General features: G+C 39.0%; 16 protein-coding genes. 4 read left to right on the top strand and 12 right to left on the bottom strand.

The window, feature by feature from the left end:
* Window positions 1–164 precede the first annotated feature (164 nt).
* The 12 genes from ACQKII_RS18220 to ACQKII_RS18165 all read right to left on the bottom strand — a co-directional run bounded on the left by ACQKII_RS18220 (window position 165) and on the right by ACQKII_RS18165 (window position 15042).
* Window positions 165–1124 (bottom strand): ABC transporter permease, encoded by a 960-nt coding sequence (locus ACQKII_RS18220; protein ID WP_427461647.1) that lies wholly within the window; start codon window positions 1122–1124, stop codon window positions 165–167.
* Window position 1125: 1 nt separating this feature from the next.
* On the bottom strand, window positions 1126–2172 hold the full coding sequence (locus ACQKII_RS18215; RefSeq protein ID WP_427461645.1) for an ABC transporter permease: 1047 nt from the start codon (window positions 2170–2172) through the stop codon (window positions 1126–1128).
* Window positions 2172–3713 carry an ABC transporter ATP-binding protein gene (locus ACQKII_RS18210; protein WP_427461643.1) on the bottom strand — a complete coding sequence of 514 codons (1542 nt, stop codon included), beginning with the start codon at window positions 3711–3713 and terminating at the stop codon, window positions 2172–2174. Before ACQKII_RS18210 ends, ACQKII_RS18215 begins: the two co-directional genes overlap by 1 nt.
* A gap of 549 nt (window positions 3714–4262) precedes the next feature.
* On the bottom strand, window positions 4263–5345 hold the full coding sequence (locus ACQKII_RS18205) for a BMP family lipoprotein (RefSeq protein WP_427461641.1): 1083 nt from the start codon (window positions 5343–5345) through the stop codon (window positions 4263–4265).
* 53 nt (window positions 5346–5398) lie between these two features.
* Window positions 5399–6127, bottom strand: coding sequence for a GntR family transcriptional regulator (locus ACQKII_RS18200; protein ID WP_427461639.1), 729 nt, complete (start codon window positions 6125–6127; stop codon window positions 5399–5401).
* A gap of 198 nt (window positions 6128–6325) precedes the next feature.
* Window positions 6326–8620 carry a DNA translocase FtsK gene (locus ACQKII_RS18195; RefSeq protein ID WP_427461637.1) on the bottom strand — a complete coding sequence of 765 codons (2295 nt, stop codon included), beginning with the start codon at window positions 8618–8620 and terminating at the stop codon, window positions 6326–6328.
* Window positions 8621–8911: 291 nt separating this feature from the next.
* Window positions 8912–10579 carry a ribonuclease J gene (locus ACQKII_RS18190; RefSeq protein ID WP_427461635.1) on the bottom strand — a complete coding sequence of 556 codons (1668 nt, stop codon included), beginning with the start codon at window positions 10577–10579 and terminating at the stop codon, window positions 8912–8914.
* Window positions 10580–11372: 793 nt separating this feature from the next.
* Window positions 11373–12272 carry a 4-hydroxy-tetrahydrodipicolinate synthase gene (gene dapA / locus ACQKII_RS18185; RefSeq protein ID WP_427461633.1) on the bottom strand — a complete coding sequence of 300 codons (900 nt, stop codon included), beginning with the start codon at window positions 12270–12272 and terminating at the stop codon, window positions 11373–11375.
* Between the two features lie 13 nt (window positions 12273–12285).
* Window positions 12286–13323, bottom strand: a complete 1038-nt coding sequence (locus tag ACQKII_RS18180) for an aspartate-semialdehyde dehydrogenase (protein ID WP_427461631.1) — start codon at window positions 13321–13323, stop codon at window positions 12286–12288.
* A gap of 82 nt (window positions 13324–13405) precedes the next feature.
* Window positions 13406–13996: a dipicolinate synthase subunit B gene (locus tag ACQKII_RS18175; RefSeq protein ID WP_427461629.1), complete on the bottom strand. Its 591-nt coding sequence runs from the start codon at window positions 13994–13996 to the stop codon at window positions 13406–13408.
* A complete protein-coding gene (locus ACQKII_RS18170) occupies window positions 13990–14769 on the bottom strand; it encodes an NAD(P)-dependent oxidoreductase (protein WP_427461627.1) in 780 nt (259 codons plus the stop codon). The genes ACQKII_RS18175 and ACQKII_RS18170 overlap by 7 nt, the downstream gene beginning before the upstream one ends.
* A gap of 9 nt (window positions 14770–14778) precedes the next feature.
* Entirely contained in the window at window positions 14779–15042 is a 264-nt protein-coding gene (locus ACQKII_RS18165) for a YlmC/YmxH family sporulation protein (protein WP_427461626.1), read from the bottom strand.
* 211 nt (window positions 15043–15253) lie between these two features.
* Here ACQKII_RS18165 and ACQKII_RS18160 point away from each other — a divergent pair, with 211 nt between their 5' ends.
* From ACQKII_RS18160 to ACQKII_RS18145, 4 genes are read left to right on the top strand one after another with little or no spacing between them, the layout of a single operon-like run.
* Entirely contained in the window at window positions 15254–15631 is a 378-nt protein-coding gene (locus tag ACQKII_RS18160) for a GntR family transcriptional regulator (protein ID WP_143997712.1), read from the top strand.
* The gene (locus tag ACQKII_RS18155; RefSeq protein WP_427461623.1) at window positions 15632–16480 is read left to right on the top strand and encodes an ABC transporter ATP-binding protein; all 849 of its coding nucleotides are present in this window, start codon (window positions 15632–15634) and stop codon (window positions 16478–16480) included.
* Window positions 16477–17103: an ABC-2 transporter permease gene (locus ACQKII_RS18150; RefSeq protein ID WP_427461621.1), complete on the top strand. Its 627-nt coding sequence runs from the start codon at window positions 16477–16479 to the stop codon at window positions 17101–17103. The genes ACQKII_RS18155 and ACQKII_RS18150 overlap by 4 nt, the downstream gene beginning before the upstream one ends.
* A gap of 13 nt (window positions 17104–17116) precedes the next feature.
* On the top strand, window positions 17117–17731 hold the full coding sequence (locus ACQKII_RS18145; RefSeq protein WP_427461619.1) for an ABC-2 transporter permease: 615 nt from the start codon (window positions 17117–17119) through the stop codon (window positions 17729–17731).
* Window positions 17732–17977: the final 246 nt, after the last annotated feature.

Here is a 17977-nt window from a genome sequence, read left to right as displayed (position 1 = left end):
CTCCTATCTTTCTTAATATAACAATGTACTACAAATACTATACATGTCTATTGTCTATAATTGCAAAAAGAATCCAAAGTATGTATATAAAAAGTGTAAAAATAATTGTTCAGTAGGAAATAGATAAGGAAAAAGACTGAGCTTTTATCGCCCAGTCTTTTATTTTAACGTTTACCTTTGATATAAGGTTGTCCACTCGCTTTTGGTGCACTTGCTTTACCGATAAATCCAGCTAATGCAAGGATTGTTAACACATACGGTAAAATTTGTAGGTATACAGCTGGAATCTCTTGAATGTAAGGAATTTGGTTCCCAGCAATACTTAATGTTTGCGCTAAACCAAAGAATAACGCTGCACCAAGAGCTCCAATTGGATGCCATTTCCCGAAAATCATTGCCGCAAGTGCCATGAAACCTTGACCTGCAATCGTGGCATGTGAGAAATCATGCGTAATTGTTTGCGCGTACACTGCTCCACCAAGACCACCAAGTGCTCCGGAAATAACAACTGCGATATAGCGCATTTTATTGACTTTCACACCCATTGTATCCGCAGCCATTGGATGTTCCCCAACCGCACGAAGACGTAAACCAAATGGTGTTTTATAGATGATAAACCATGCACCAATTGCCACAGCAAATGCTAATATCGAAGAACTGTATACGTTATGGAATAATAATGGTCCCAAGAACGGAATATCCTCTAAATAAGGAATACTAAAACGACTTATCGGTTGGCTAATCATGTCTGTTTGGCCTTTATCATAAATCAGTTTTACTAAAAATACCGATACGGCTAACCCTAATAAGTTAATGGCTACCCCTGATACTGTTTGGTCGGCACGGAATGAGATTGACGCCACCGCATGTAAAAGAGAGAAAATTCCACCGACGATTACAGCCGCAAGCATTGCAACCCAAATCGTCGCAGAACCAAATGTGGACGCAAATTCTAAATTGACAAAAATGCCGACAAATGCTCCGACAATCATTAAACCCTCTAACCCGATGTTGACAACACCAGAACGTTCAGAGAATACACCACCGATTGCGGTGAAAATTAATGGTGTTGCATAAAGAATCGCAGAAGGGATGATGAAGTATAACATTTCTAAAAAGCTCATGTTATTGTCCCTCCTTTTTCTTTTTTAACTTTTGTAAAGCTACACGAATAATATAGCCTGATGCTACAAAGAAGATAATCAATGCAATAATAATCGATACGATTTCCTCTGGAATACCCGCAGCGTTTGGCATGTTGAGTGCCCCGTATTTAAGTGAGCCGAATAATGAAGCTCCGAATACAACCCCAAGTGGCGTGTTTGCACCAAGCAAGGCAACAGCGATACCGTCGAAACCAATCCCTGTAAAGCCAGCTTTAATCGAAGCATTTTGGAATGTCCCTAATGCTTCCATTGCACCACCAAGACCTGCAAACATACCTGAAATTGTCATCGCTAAAATAATATTTTTGTTCACGCTCATCCCAGAATAATCTGCAGCATGCTGATTAAGTCCCACTGCCTTAAGTTCATAACCGCGTGTTGTTTTTTCCAAAATAAACCACATAACCATTACCATCATTAGTGCAACAATGATCCCATAGTGAAGACTTGAGTTGTCTGTAAGCTCTCTTAAAAACGGAGAACGTAAAGAAGCTGTTTCATGAATACGTTCTGTTTTAAAGCTACCATCTGACAATTTTTTAATAACTGCGTTGGCAATATAAAGTGCCGTGTAGTTTAACATAATTGTCGCAATTACTTCATGGACTTTAAATTTCGCTTTTAAGAAACCTGCAATAAAGGCCCAAAATGCACCTGCTGCTGCTGCGGCAAGTAACGCTAAAGGTAAGTGAATAATTTTAGGCAGCTCAAAAGCATAGCCTACCCAAGCAGCTGCTAACCAACCTAAAATGAGTTGTCCCTCAACCCCGATATTAAACAAGCCTGTACGGAAGGCGAAAGCTACTGCAAGACCTGCCAATAAGTACGGTGTAATTTGACGGATTGTGTTCCCAATTGAATATGAATCTCCAAATATACCTGTCCAAAGAGCGATATAACCTTGTATTGGATCATAACCGCTGACTAACATTACGATAGCCCCTACAATTAAACCGATAACGATAGAGATGATAGGAACGAGTATATTAATGACACGATTTGACATTAGTCGTTCCCCTCCTTACGCGTGCTTTTTTTACTACTTTGTCCTGCCATTAATAGACCAAGTTCTTGCTCTGTTGTTTCTTTTGGATTTAGCTCGTCCACAATTTGACCGTCGTAGATAACTGCAATACGATCTGAAACGTTCATCACTTCATCTAATTCGAAGGAGATTAACAGAACTGCTTTTCCTTTATCGCGTTGCTCAATTAGACGTGAATGAATAAATTCAATTGCCCCAACATCAAGACCACGTGTTGGTAGTGCGGCAATCAGTAAATCTGGATTACGGTCAATCTCACGACCAATAATCGCCTTTTGCTGGTTACCACCTGAAAGTGCACGTGCTGGGGTCATTTCGCCATTCCCTGTACGTACATCGTATTCTTTGATGACTTGACGTGCTTTCTCGGATACTTTCTTGTAATCCATTACAAATCCTTTAGCAATTGGTGACTGGTAATATGTTTGGAGTGCAATATTATGACCAATCGGGAAATCTAGTACTAAACCATGTTTATGACGGTCTTGTGGAATATGCCCAACACCCTCTTCGGTAATTTTACGAGGTTTCATGTTCGTCACATCTTTGCCATTCAGTTTAACGATACCACTTTTCACCTTACGTAAGCCGGTAATAGCCTCTATTAATTCTGATTGACCGTTACCGTCGATACCTGCGATACCAACAATTTCACCTTTACGAACTGTTAAGTTTAAACCTTTTACTTTGTCGATATTTCGATAGTCTGTAACGAATAAATTGTCAATCGACAGTACTTCTTCGGTTGGATGTGCCTCCGTTTTTTCCGTTTTAAACTCTACTTGGCGACCGACCATTAATTCAGCTAAATGATTCGGGTTTGTTTCAGCCGTAACAACTGTGCCTATCCCTTCGCCTTTGCGGATAATCGTCACACGGTCAGAAACTTCCATAATTTCTTTCAGCTTATGTGTAATTAAAATAATCGATTTTCCTTCTGCGATTAAGCGACGCATAATTTGAATAAGTTCAGTAATCTCTTGCGGTGTTAATGATGCGGTAGGTTCATCGAAAATTAAAATTTCCGCACCACGATATAGTGTTTTTAAAATCTCAACACGTTGTTGCATGCCAACTGTGATGTCTTCGATTTTTGCATATGGATCCACATCTAGGCCATATTTCTCAGAAAGCGCTTGCACTTTCTTCGCAGCATCCTTAATATTGACAATCCCCATTTTTTTAGGTTCCGAACCTAAAATAATGTTTTCTGTTACTGTAAAATTTTCCACCAACATAAAGTGCTGATGTACCATGCCAATTCCTAAGCCATTGGCAACATTCGGGTTAGTAATTTTCACAGCATTCCCACGAACACGAATCTCGCCCCCCTCTGGTTGATACAAACCAAAAAGGACGTTCATTAAAGTCGATTTCCCTGCACCATTTTCACCTAGTAACGCGTGGATTTCGCCTTTTTCTAGTTGGAGGGTGATATTATTATTTGCTACGAAATCACCAAATTCTTTACGGATTCCTAGCATCTCAATCACGTATTCCAATATAGTCACTCCCTTATTAGGCACTTTTGTAATATCTAATTCGCCTTGTACTTGAATCCAGATTTTGAATTGCGAATATGCCTGCACAATACAAGTCACTTAGCCATAATCGCATAGATGCGACGCTATACCGACTAACATCCCCTTTGTCATTTCTTCAAGACCTGTGACCTTCGCCAGAGGCTTATCTACGTTCAGCGGGGTTTAAATACCCAAAGAACAAAAAATTCGCTCTCATGCATTGCACATCTATAGAGGTAGGCGTCTTTTCAAGCTAACGCTACGCTTTTCGTACATAACATATCTGCTGAATGAAGATAAATTAACACAGGAAAGGTCATCGTTAGAAACCTTTCTTCTATTAACTTGTTACCATCATTATCTTAAGCTTACGATATACTCATATAAAAATTCTACCTCTATATGGGCAACCATGTAGAAATATAAATTTAACCATATAGAGTATTAAAAATAGTCGAAATATAACGATAGATTGAAAAATCATCATAAGGGCCTGCAAAAAGCCCCTTATGATGATTGAGAGATGAATTATTTTTCCACTTTTTCTGGAACTACGATTTCACCGCTAGCAATTTTTTCTTTATATTCGTCAATAACTGCTTGTACATCTTCTGGAATTGCACCACGAGAATCAGCAAGTTTCACACCATCTTCAGCTAAACCATAAGTTAGTGTTGTGCCACCAGGGAAGTCACCATTTTTCGCTTTGTTTGAAATATCTACTACCGCAGCGTTAACACCTTTTAACATAGAAGTTAAAGTAACGTTTGTTTTTTCGTCAATTTTACCTTCCTCGTATTGGTCAGCATCTACACCGATTACCCATACATTTGCTTTAGGGTCTTTTGCTTTACGTTCTTTTGCTTCAGAGAATACACCATTACCAGTTGCACCAGCAGCGTGGAAAATAATATCTACGCCTGAAGAGTACATACTGTTAGCAGCGATTTTACCAAGATCAGCTTTATCGAATGCAGCTGTGTAGTTACGTTGAATTTCGATATCTGGGTTAACAGCTTTAGCACCTTCAACGAAACCAGCTTCAAAACGATTGATAACTGGAATATCAACACCACCTACGAAGCCGATTTTGCCTGATTTAGACATTTTCGCAGCAGCAACACCTGCTAAGAAAGCACCCTCTTGCTCTTTGAACATAACATTTACTACGTTGTCTGCTTCAACTTCAGCATCGATTAATGCAAAGTGATTGTCTGGGTTTTCTGAAGCAATGGCTTCAATTGCATCAGCCATCATATAGCCAATCCCGAATACTAAGTTGAAGTCACGACGTAATAATAGGTTTAAATTTGTATCATAGTCTGCGTCCGTTTTTGATTGTAAGTAGTCGAAACCACCATCACCTTTTGATAGGTTGTGTTCTTTACCGTAAGCTTGAACACCTTCCCATGCAGATTGGTTGAATGATTTGTCATCAACGCCACCTACGTCAGTAACCATTGCTATTGAGAACGCTTCTTCTGTTTTTGTATCTCCTGATGAAGCATTGTCATTCTCTTTGTCTTTGTCGTCTTTTGCACCACATGCACCAAGAATTGCACTTGCAGCCAATACTGAAGATAATACTAAACCAAATTTACGTTTTTTCATTGTGTTAACCCCCCAAAGGTATTGTAATTAGCAGGAAAGTAATTAGAAATGTTCTACACCCGTTTTCGTACTACATGGAAGCTGAATTTATCAGCTCGGAAATAATTTTTTGAATACAGCACTACTTGATCATGATCATCGTAATGCAGCTGCTTCAATACTAAAAGTGCCGTTTCACGACCACAATTTAAAATCGGCGATGCTTGTTCATGATAGCCAACTGGATCAATGTAAGTCACAGCGTAGGCAACATGAATTTTACCCGATTGTTCAAGTGCAGAAAAAAGTGAAACTTCTTTTTTGTCTACAAAGTCAGTAGGCAGGAAGCTAGCTGGTAATTTATCTATACAATAAACTACTGGTTCACCATCTGCTGTTCTGACACGTTCAATCTTGAGTATTTTATCTTCGCCATCACATTGGAAGCGTTTTAAATCTTCATCAGAAGGGATGGTTTCGGTTGCTTTTAAAAAACGCGAACCTGGTTCCATTCCTGCCGTTTCGATCATAGAAGAAATGCTGGATAAATGCTCGATGCCAGATGTAAACAACGGCTTAGGATTAACAAATGTACCAACCCCATGTCGACGCACAATCACATTTTCCTCTTCCAACAGTCGAAGCGCTTCTCTAAGTGTTGCTCGACTGACTCCTAGTGATTTCGATAATTCAAACTCTGAAGGCAGTTTTTCATTTTCTTTGAAAACGCCGGTCTCAATATCAGATTTTAAACGATCAATTACTTGAAGATAGAGATGACGATGATCTGCTTTAATAGTCACATATATCACCACCAAAATCAGAGATCAGACATCTGATGTACAACATTCCTACTAATCGTTCATAAATATAACATTTTTGCAGAATGAAATAAACTGTTTTGAGAAAAATCTGTAATAGAAATCGCCCTTTCACCACTTTTATTGTGACAAATGGACAAAAATATAGATAACACCTAAAATTCGGTCTTTCCCGAATCATTAATTATCATACTGACTAATGAGCACCTGACGAGGTTTACTTCCCTCTGAAGGCCCGACAATACCACGTTGTTCCATCTGATCAACAATACGAGCTGCACGGGAATAGCCAATTCGGAACCGTCGTTGTAGCATCGAAACCGACGCCGTTTGCATCCCCACCACTAATTGCACAGCTTCATCAAATAAATCATCCGTTTCTTCTAAAACGGTTTCCTCTTCTGTTGGAATCATCTCTTCTTGATACTGTGCTTTTTGCTGTTCTATAACAAATTCTACGACTTCTTCTACCTCTTGATCTGATAAAAATGCACCTTGCACACGTTTTGGCTTAGAAGCACCAGCTGGTAAAAATAGCATGTCCCCTCGACCAAGCAATCGTTCTGCACCACCCATATCTAAAATCGTTCTAGAATCAATCGATGATGACACGGCAAAAGCAATACGAGAAGGGATATTGGCCTTTATAACCCCAGTCAAAACATCTACACTCGGTCTTTGTGTCGCAAGTATTAAATGAATACCTGCAGCACGAGCCATTTGAGCTAACCGTGTAATAGAATCCTCTACATCATTAGATGCAACCATCATTAAATCTGCTAACTCATCCACAATTACTACAATATATGGTAATTTAGGGTGTTTTTCAGCAGTTTGTTCGTTTACTTTTTGTACATGACCATTATAGCCTTCAATATTACGTGTACCCGTATGTGAAAATAAATCATAACGTCGTTCCATTTCGGATACTACTTTTTTTAGTGCCTGAGATGCTTTACGTGCATCGGTTACAACAGGCGCTAATAAATGCGGAATTCCATTATAGACATTTAACTCGACCATTTTAGGATCAATCATCATCAGCTTTACTTCATGTGGTTTTGTGCGCATTAGTATGGATACGACAATGCCATTTATACACACACTTTTCCCACTACCAGTTGAACCAGCGACTAGTAAATGTGGCATTTTATTTAGCTCGGCTAACACAGCTTGTCCCGTAATATCACGACCTAATGCCACTTGTAGTAATGCATCTGGCTTCGCACCATCTTTGGCTTCTAATACCTCTCTCAGTGTAACAATCGCTACCTCACTATTTGGCACTTCAATGCCAATGGCAGATTTTCCAGGAATCGGTGCTTCCATACGAATATCTTTGGCTGCAAGTGCTAAAGCGAGATCATCCTGTAAGTTAACAATTTTACTGACCTTCACCCCGATATCAGGTAAAATTTCATATTTCGTTACTGCTGGCCCTAGATGGACCTGTGTCACCTTTGCTTTTACACCAAAGCTCTGCAAGGTTTGCTCAAGCTTTTTGGCATTCGCTTGGATCACTGAATATTCTCCACTTTGGTCATGTTGTGGTGGCATTTTTAAAAGATTATACGAAGGGAGCTGATAATCTGCATTTTCAATAGCAGCTGTGTCCTCAATATGAACATCATCTACCAGCTCCTCTTCTTCTATTTCCACGTCCTGAGGGGCAGCAAACGTCTCCTCTCGTTCATGCGAAACATTTTGTGTAAAGGCTGAGATAATCGGCTCATGTGAAGTTTCCTCTTCTTCTTGAACTGGTTGCGTATAATCCTCCGCTGCAATCTCATCCATACTTTCTGATCTTGTACGACGATTCGATTGTTTTTTCTTTGGCGCATTTTTCTTCTTTTCTTGCTGTTTTTTTTGCCACTTCCCAAAAACATCTGGCATCTTTTCCGCTAAATACGGGACAAGTGCTTTTCCTGTCACTAAAATTAATCCGATAAAGAAAATGACCCATGCAACAACCTTCGCACCGGTTGCCTCAAACAGCACATGAAGCCCACTAAAAAGCAAGGCACCTACCATACCACCGCCAAGAGAATTACTACGATGCACAACACCATCTGTATCAATTAATATTCGCCAAGACTCTCGCAATACTGAGTCTGATAATAAGCCACTTGATTTGGATAGTTGCTCAAAAAGAATACTATGACTAAAAATTGTTAAACTCATAATAATAAGTAACATTCCGAAAATCAGTCGATCCTTCAAGCTTATTTTTTTGCGTCCTATCATTAGGATTAAGGCAATAAATACAAACATAAATGGTACAGCAAAATGTAAATTCCCTATAAAAAACATTGCAATTGTTTGGAGTATACGCCCAGTCATGCCATATTCAAAAATCATAATGACCGCAAGCGCAATTAGGATGAGCCCTAAAATTTCATACATAAGCGGGTGCATTTCTTTATTTTCTGCTGATGGTTTCCTTTTTGTCACTTTTCTTTTTTTACTAGTAGCCATTTTTTCACCTTCTTTTGCAATCCATTTTATATATGTAGCGAATGATATCATGTAGAACTCAATTGTTTCAAAAAAAAGGATTTCCCACCGTTATGTCGGCTAGAAAATCCTTTTTCATTCGCTACTTACCCAAAGCATTCGCGATGTGTTTTAAACCCATAAATACGGGTCTGATTCAGGCCAACATAATGTTGGTTACTTAGGCATTGCCACAGAAATGGGCGTTCTAAGCATAAGTTCATAAATATCGATGGAAGAGTGCGACCCTTCAGATTATAGTTTTGCTTTGTTTTAATACTCCATAATGATTGGGATAATCATTGGGCGGCGCTTTGTTTTTTGGAATAAATAAGTATTTAATGTATCACGAATTTCTTGTTTAATGTTTGTCCATTCAAATGTTTCTTTGCCAACGTATTTTTCAATCACATTTTTGGCAATTTCAGATGCTTCCACCATCAATGCTTCCGATTCACGTACATAGACGAAACCACGGGATAAAATTTCTGGACCTGACGCGATTTTCTTTTGCGCACGATTTAATGTCACAACGACAATGAAAATACCATCCTGTGATAGTAATTTACGGTCACGAAGGACTATATTGCCAACATCGCCAACCCCAATTCCGTCAATTAGGACATTACCTGCTTGTACACGACCGCTCATGCGCATTTTACCGCTTTTGTATTCTACGATATCCCCTTTATCTGCGATGAAAATTTGTGACTTTTGCATACCTAGTTGTTGTGCAAGCTTAGAGTGTGCAATAAGCATACGATATTCACCTTGTACAGGGATAAAATATTTTGGTTGCATTAAGTTGAGCATTAATTTTAAATCCTCTTGGCTACCATGACCTGAAACATGCACATTTTTACTTGACGTTAGAATTTCAGCCCCTGCTTTTGCAATCGAGTTCATAGCATTCGCCATTTGCACTTCCATACCAGGAGATGGTGTGAACGTAATCAGCACTGTGTCATCTTTTTTAATCTTAATGTCTCTGTGATGCTTACGAACAATCTTTTCTAGTGCATCAAGCGGTTCGCCTCTATTGCCAGTTGCAATAATAATAATCTCATCATCTTGATATTTTTGCATATCAGAGATTGGAATAATTGTGTCTTCTTCGAGTGTCAAATAGCCTAATTGTACACCTAAATCCACAGCTTTTTCTAAAGATTTACCAACAATCGCCACTTTACGGGACGATTTTTGAGCTTGTGCGAATACTTGTTGAATACGAATAAAGTTTGATGCATAAACAGCGACTAAAATACGTCCTGGTGCTGAATGGAATGTTTTTGATAATTGCTCTTCAATTACAATTTCAGATGTCGTATAACCCGGGCGTTCTGCTTCACATGATTCAGAAAGCAATATAAATACGCCTTCTTCCCCTAACTGAGCCATTTTTGCCAAATCTGGCTTGAATTTGCCAGTTGCAGATTGATCGAATTTAAACTCTCCTGTATGAACGATTGCTCCTTCAGAAGTATGGAACACTACCCCTAACGAATCGGGAATACTATGTGTTGTATGGAAAAATGTCACATACGTTGAGTTGAAATTCATACGGCTACGATTTGTTACTTCAAAGAATTTTACCTGATGTGGTGCAGGTAACTCTTTCAAATGTTCTTTCGCAAGCGCAATGGTTAGTTTAGACCCGTACACAGGGGCTTTCACTTTTTGTAAGACATAAGCAATTGAGCCAATTGCATCCTCATGTCCGTGCGTTAAGAAAATTCCCTTCACACGTTCTTTGTTTTCTTCTAAATACGTAATATCAGGAATTACGATATCAATGCCCAGCATCTCGTCTTCTGGGAACATTAAACCACTATCAACTACAAATAGCTCTTCGTCAATTTCTACTACGCACATTGCTTTTCCAATTTCGCCCACGCCACCTAGTGGAATGATGCGAATTAATTCATTTTTCTTTTTTGTCAATTTATTTCCTCCTAAAAGATATCCCGAACAGCAACCACTTAATTTTCATTATACGGTTTGCAAAGCTTTTGCACAAATTAAATATACATGTTTCGTGTTGGAAACATGTATTTTATGTCTACTAAAATTAAATTGAGGCAAGAGTTACCCATCGATCATAGGGACTAAGGGGGTAAAAACTAGATTGGATGAGGGGGTTAGTTGTTTATTGCCTTAGTGGTAATCGGGGCTGACTCGGTGTTTTGCTAACAAAGGAGCGATGTAGGAGGTTAACTGTCGAGGTGCGTGGTTACCTGAGCGGTCCTTCTTTGTACCCGAGCGGTGCATGCGATTACCTGAGCCGGTCCTTCTCTGTACCCGAGCGGTGCATGCGATTACCTGAGCGTTTCTTCTCAGTACCCGAGCGGTACCTGCGGCTACCTGAGCGGTCGTTCTCTGTACCCGAGCGGTGCATGCGATTACCTGAGCGTTTCTTCTCTTCACCCGAGCGATGCATGCGGCTACCTGAGCGTTTCTTCTCAGTACCCGAGCGGTGAACACGATTACCTGAGCGGTCGTTCTCTGTACCCGAGCGGTGCATGCGATTACCTGAGCGTTTCTTCTCTTCACCCGAGCGATGCATGCGATTACCTGGGCGTTTCTTCTCTTCACCCGAGCAGTAAACGTGATGATCCGAGCTCTCCTACTCTTCAACTGAGCGAGGTATGTAGACTACATGCAAATAGACCCCTGAATCATTCAAATCTCCGCTCAAAAAAAGGCGCAGCTGATTTTCATCAGCCACGCCACACTACTATCTAAAACTCTTCGCTTTTTCTTGATATGCTTCCCAAACTTGGTCAAAGTTTGTTTTTTCATCTTCTGTCATCTCCACCATTGGTAGACGAACATTTAATGTATCAAAGCCTAATTTTGTCATCGCATATTTTACAGGTGACGGATTCGGCTGTGCAAACAAAGCACGTACGAGTGGTAATAATGCTCGGTGAATTTTGGCAGCTAGCTTGTGATTTCCTTCTTCAAACGCTTTAATCATTTGTTGCATATCATTACCGACAACGTGTGAAGCAACTGAAATAATACCAGCTCCACCAATTGCAAGTAACGGCAGTGTTAAACCATCGTCACCACTATACACAAGGAAATCATCTGTAACATCAACATTCTCAATAATATCGCCCATTTGGTCTAAATTACCGCTCGCTTCTTTAATCCATGCGATATTTGGAATTTTACTTAAAGCAACAGAAGTTTCATATGCAACATTAATGCCTGTGCGACCTGGTACATTATAGAGCATCACTGGCAGCTTTGTTTCTTTGGCAATCGTTTCAAAGTGCGCAAAAATACCTCGTTGGTTTGGTTTATTGTAATACGGTGCTACTAACATAATACCGTCTGCACCATTTTCTTCAGCCTTGTGCGTCATTGCAATAGAATAAGCCGTTTCGTTATCTCCTGTACCTGCAATAACTGGTACACGTCCCGCAACCTTCTCTACTGTAAATCGTACAACTTCAATTTTTTCTTCTGTGGTCATCGTTGGGTTTTCAGAGGTTGTGCCACAAGCAACAATACAATCAGTACCATTTTCTATTAAATGATTAATAATACGTTCTAGCTCTGGATAATTAATCGTGCCATCTTCCTTGAATGGCGTAATCATCGCCGTTCCAATTCGACCTATATTCATCCTTACACCCCTCTTATAGTAAGTTATCCTCAAGCATCGCTTCTGCAATTTGGATAGAGTTTAATGCAGCGCCTTTTAATAGATTGTCTGATACGATCCATAGGTGGAATCCTTTTTTATTGTCTAAGTCTTGACGGATACGTCCTACAAAAGTAGCATCTTCCCCTTCTGCATAAATTGGCATTGGGTAAGTTTGTGTGGCAATATCATCTTGTAGTTCGATTCCTGGTGCATGACGTAATACTTCAAAGATTGCTTGAACCGTTGCCTCTTTTTCTACTTCAATATAAACAGATTCAGAGTGTCCTGAAACGACTGGCACACGTACGCAAGTTGCAGCTACTTTTAGCTCTGGTGCATGCATGATTTTCTTCGTTTCATTAATCATTTTCATTTCTTCGTATGTAAAGCCATTGTCAGTAAATTTATCGATTTGTGGAATGACATTACGAGCAATTGGGAAATAACGTTTGTCGCTGCCAGAAGGTAAAATATTTGCTGCTACTTCCTTACCTGCATCCCAGTTTGCGCTTTGTGCTTGTAATTCTTGAACCGCAGAAATGCCTGCGCCTGAAACTGCTTGGTATGTCGATACTAATACCTTCGTTAAGCCAAATGCTGCACGAATTGGTTCAAGTGCTGCTACCATTTGAATTGTAGAGCAATTCGGATTTGCGATAATGCCTTTATGCTTAGCAAGGTCGCCGCGATTTACTTCAGGTACAACAAGCGGTACCTCCGGATCCATACGGAAATGGCTCGTATTATCAATGACAACAGCACCACGTTTTGCCGCTTCTGGCGCAAGCACTGCTGATACCGAACCACCCGCTGAGAATAAAGCGACATTGACGCCTTCGAAAGCTTCTGATGTCGCTTCTTCAATTGTATATGTCTTGCCATTAAATTCGATTGGTTTTCCTGCTGAACGTGCAGAAGCTAAAAACTTAATGTCACCAATTGGAAAATTCCGTTTTATTAGCTGCTCCATCATTTTAGATCCTACTGCTCCTGTTGCACCTACAACCGCAACTGTTAACTGCTTTGTCATCTGTCATCTCTCCCTGAATACAAGTTCTATAATGTGTGCTATTGTATCACAAAAATACTGAAAATTGTGTGCAATTATAGATTTATTTGAAATATTGTATCAACAGCGGTTGTAATTGGTTTTTCTGCGTAATTGCTGCATGTACGGTGTCAACCATTTTATCAAAATCAGCAATTAATGAGTTAGGCTTTCCATATGGAGAATCCTGACCGAATGGAATAAAGTATATATTTTTAGCATTGAGCAGTTTCATAATATTCATGCCATTTAAACCGAGAGCATCATTTGTCGAGATGCCAAGTACCACAGGTGAACCATTGCGCAAAGTTGCTTTTGCTGCCATTAACACTGGGCTGTCTGTGGCTGCATTCGCAAATTTACTAATACTATTACCTGTCATTGGAGCTATAACCATTGCATCCAATGGATTTGACGGTCCAAACGGTTCCGCTTCTTTAATAGAAGAAATGACTTTTTCTCCTGTCAAATCCTCGATTTTTGCAATCCATTCCTCCCCTGTGCCAAAGCGTGTAGCTGCATGTAAAACGGAGTGGGTAATAATCGGAATCACCGTTGCCCCTACATCGATAAAATTTTGAATTTTAGGGACTACATCTTCATACGTACAATGTGAAGCTGTAATACCTAAACCAATACGTTTCCCCGTTAGCAATTTTCCTCCTCCTCTATTGCCTTGCACAATATTTCTGCTGCATCATGTGCAAAGTATTTCCCAGGTAATGATGGCAATAGTACATACGTTTGTAACTGGTCAGCATCTATATCTAAACAGCCCGGCTCTGAAGCTAAATCATATAGCACTGCCGGTACATGATCTTGGAATGACTCCGTAATCCACTTGGCAGGAATCGTATTAATGAAAATGCCATCATGGATGGACCATTTCCGATCATCTAAATTCGTCGCTTTGTATCCATATGCCCTTGCTTCACTTACTTGCACCACAGACCTTGCAACAATGTGCACATTAGCACCCATCTTAACGAGTAAAGACGCGAGCATTTTGGCTATGCGCCCAAAACCTGCGATAGTAAAGTTTTGTCCGTAAATACATTTTTGCTCTAGACCGTAAAACGTGGCGATAAATCCCTCCGCAGTTAAACGAGCATTTTGCCAAATAAAAGACTCTTGCTGTAAATAGCAATTCGTTTCATTTTTATCAAGCAAGTGCTTCCAATGCATTGTCAGTCGCCCCGTATAAAACTTAACCTGAGATGTTCCATATAATTGTTCCACTTCAATCTTTAATGGAAGAATCGGTAGAACAATCTTATTGGGCTGGAACTCTAAAACTAATTTATTTAACTCCTCATTCCAGACGGTTGTTCTTTTATAAAATACTGTACGTGATGGGCTCCTCAACATTGTCGCTAATTCCTTTAATCTCGAGTCTTCTCCAATCACGAGCCATTTTTCGTTTTCCAAAAGCTCACCTCACTGTAAAAATTCTGACTGTACCGTCGCTGTTTTGTTAAATAAAATCCGATCTTCACCAATTAATATAATTTCATGCCATGGAATCATTTCACTAACTTTTACTTTCTTTTTTTGGAATGGCATCTTATCTTTAATAATCTCAAAGCCATGGATCTTCCCTGTTTGTACATCTAATAGGCATTCTGTGTGTGCGAGTATGCCAAAATGTACCCCACCCTCAACCTGAATTAACTCTTTATCCACCATTTCTGATAGTAGCATGCCTCATCTCCCTCCTTGAGCCGTTATCCCAATATATGCCGAGTTTCTGCAATTCGTGCCCATCATTAAGAGTTCTTCTGGGTTGCATTTTTCGCCCCTACTGTATATAGTGTGTATATACAGTTTAACGTTTTTGGTAGATGTCATATCTAGCAAGAGCACAATGGCAACCATAGTTACAACTTGACTATAAATCTGTGAGGTGAAAAAAGTGCATATTCATTTAAGTAATGCGAGCGATAAGCCCATCTACGAGCAAATTACGATGCAGTTGAAAGAAGCCATTTTGGCCAATAAATTGCAAGCTGGTGATGCATTGCCTTCGATTCGTATGCTGGCGAAGGAGTTGAAAATTAGCGTCATGACAACGAAGCGGGCTTATGCTGATTTAGAGCGAGATGGCTTTATAGAAACGGTCGCAGGTAAAGGTAGCTTTGTTACAGAGCGTAATCAGGATTTTCTTCGTGAGGAATTACTTCGTCAGATTGAAGAACATTTGCAAAAAGCAGTAAAAACAGCAAAAACAGCTGGTCTTACAAAAGAGGAATTACAAGAGCTATTATCGTTAATCTTAGAGGAGGACAACTAAATGAATGCCATTGAAATTCATGATTTACATAAAAGTTTTGTTGGCTTTTCACTAAAAGATGTGAGTTTTTCTGTACCCCAAGGAACCGTCATGGGCTTTGTTGGAGAGAACGGTGCAGGCAAGTCAACAACCATTAAATGTCTTTTAAATTTACTAAAAAAAGAACATGGCGAAATTTTGCTATTTGGCAAGGATGCTGTCGAACATGAAATTGCGATAAAATACGACATTGGTGTTGTTTTTGATGATTTACATGTACCCGAGACGCTAAATGCGACACAACTCGACAAATTTATGAAAAAGGTATTTAAATCGTGGGATTCGCCCTATTATTTTGAACGGCTAGCACAATTTAAAGTACCTGAGCGAAAAAGAGTAAAAGAGCTATCGCGTGGAATGAGGATGAAGTTGTCAATTGCATTAGCTTTGTCGCATCATCCAAAACTGTTGATATTAGATGAACCAACAAGTGGACTTGATCCAATTATTCGCGACGAAATTCTCGACTTATTTTTAGAGTTTATGCAGGATGAAACTCATAGTATTTTATTTTCTTCACATATTACGAGTGATTTAGAAAAGATAGCAGATTATATTACATTTATTCATAATGGAGAAATTTTATTGAGTGAAAGTAAGGATGTAATGCTTTATGAATATGGCATTTTTAAAGGGAGTAATGAGGAAGTAAGCGAATTACCTGAGCACGCTATTATTGGGAAGCGCATTGGGACTTTTGGCGTTGAGGTGCTCGTCCATAGAAATGAAGTAAGTGAAGCATTTATACTTGAAAAACCGACTATAGAGGAAATTATGCTATTTTACGTGAAAGGAAGTGTTGTGCGATGACTGCTCTTATAGTGAAAGATTTCATGACCATACAGCGCCAGTTGAAATCACAGGCTATTTTTCTCAGCGTCATTTTGATCATCTCGGTTTTCATGCAACAGAGCACAATACTTCTTTCCTTTATTGTATTTATCGTAACCATTCAAGCAATAACAGCTCTCACTTATGATGAACTATGCAACTGGGATAAATACGCGAATACCCTTCCGATTTCAACGAGCGATATCGTGCTCAGTAAATATCTACTAAGTATCATTATGATGATCATTGGTCTTGTGATTGCGTTACCTTTTGTCTTACTGATTAATCGCTTCACAAATCACATAGAAACTACTGATTTTTTTCTGACTTTCTGCCTAATCGTGACTGCCGCCTTTTGTATGCTGGCTATGTTACTACCAATTTATATTAAATTCGGCTCCATCAAAGGAAGAATCGTTCTTATTGCTCTATGCTTCATACCAGGCTTTTTGATAGGGTTCATAGATGGGGAACTTGCCGATTTTTTAGTGACACTATCAAAATTAAAAGATTTCGGTTACTTTGCACCTTTTGTTGGGCTTTTTATCTTATGGCTATCTTCTCTTATTTCAATTGCGATTTATAAACATAAGGATTTTTAGGAGGAGAAGTTGGATGAAAGCATTACTTTGGCATAGAATTTCGATGCAAAAATTCTCAATAATTAGCATATTAATTGTTTGTATTGTTATTAATTTCATAAGTATACAGTATTTCGATAGTTTTTCAATGTTGATTTTCATCGTTATATTTTCAGTTAATATTGTCAGTAGTTTATATGAGCAAGACAAGAAGGCAAACTGGGAACTATTCGTAAATAGCCTACCATTAGCTAAGAAAACACAGTTAAAAACTGATTTTCTATTTTGCTATTGTCAAATTTTATGTCTTTTCATCATTACTGCACCTTTTTATTTTATGCGCACTGATGAATACAGTGGTTTTTCAGAGCATTTCGCTATGTATTTTGCAAATCTTAGTTGTGTAATCTTACTTATCTGTATACAATTTTATATCCAACACATTAAAGATACGAAGAATATGAAAAATTTAAGGATGTTTACAGCTATTTTTCTTATTTTTCTTATTAACTATCCTATCCATTATTATCTATCATTAGTGGCGGGAAATTTATTAGTGATCCTTGTTCCAACCATTATCAGCACTTTCATTAGCATGTTTGTTTTTCGTAAATGTCTCACTTTATATACAGCAAAGGACATTTTGTAGTGATACAAGTTGTGTTGTTCTTCAGCGTTTCTATCTTCAATAATGAATGGAATAACATGATGATGTTTGTAAATACATTACTGTTTATTCTTATTTACATTACCTATGCGATGGTACGGTTAAAAAAAGAGGTTGCCAATGGCAACCTCTTAGACTGTAGACAAACTGATCTGACCCAAAAAAGTTAGACAAATAATTTAAGCAGCTTCTAAGATCTGAGTCCGGTATTGTACCGGACTCAGATCT

Source organism: Lysinibacillus sp. NPDC048646, from assembly GCF_050272295.1.
GTDB lineage: Bacteria > Bacillota > Bacilli > Bacillales_A > Planococcaceae > Lysinibacillus.
This window is presented reverse-complemented; position numbering and strand designations above follow the sequence as displayed.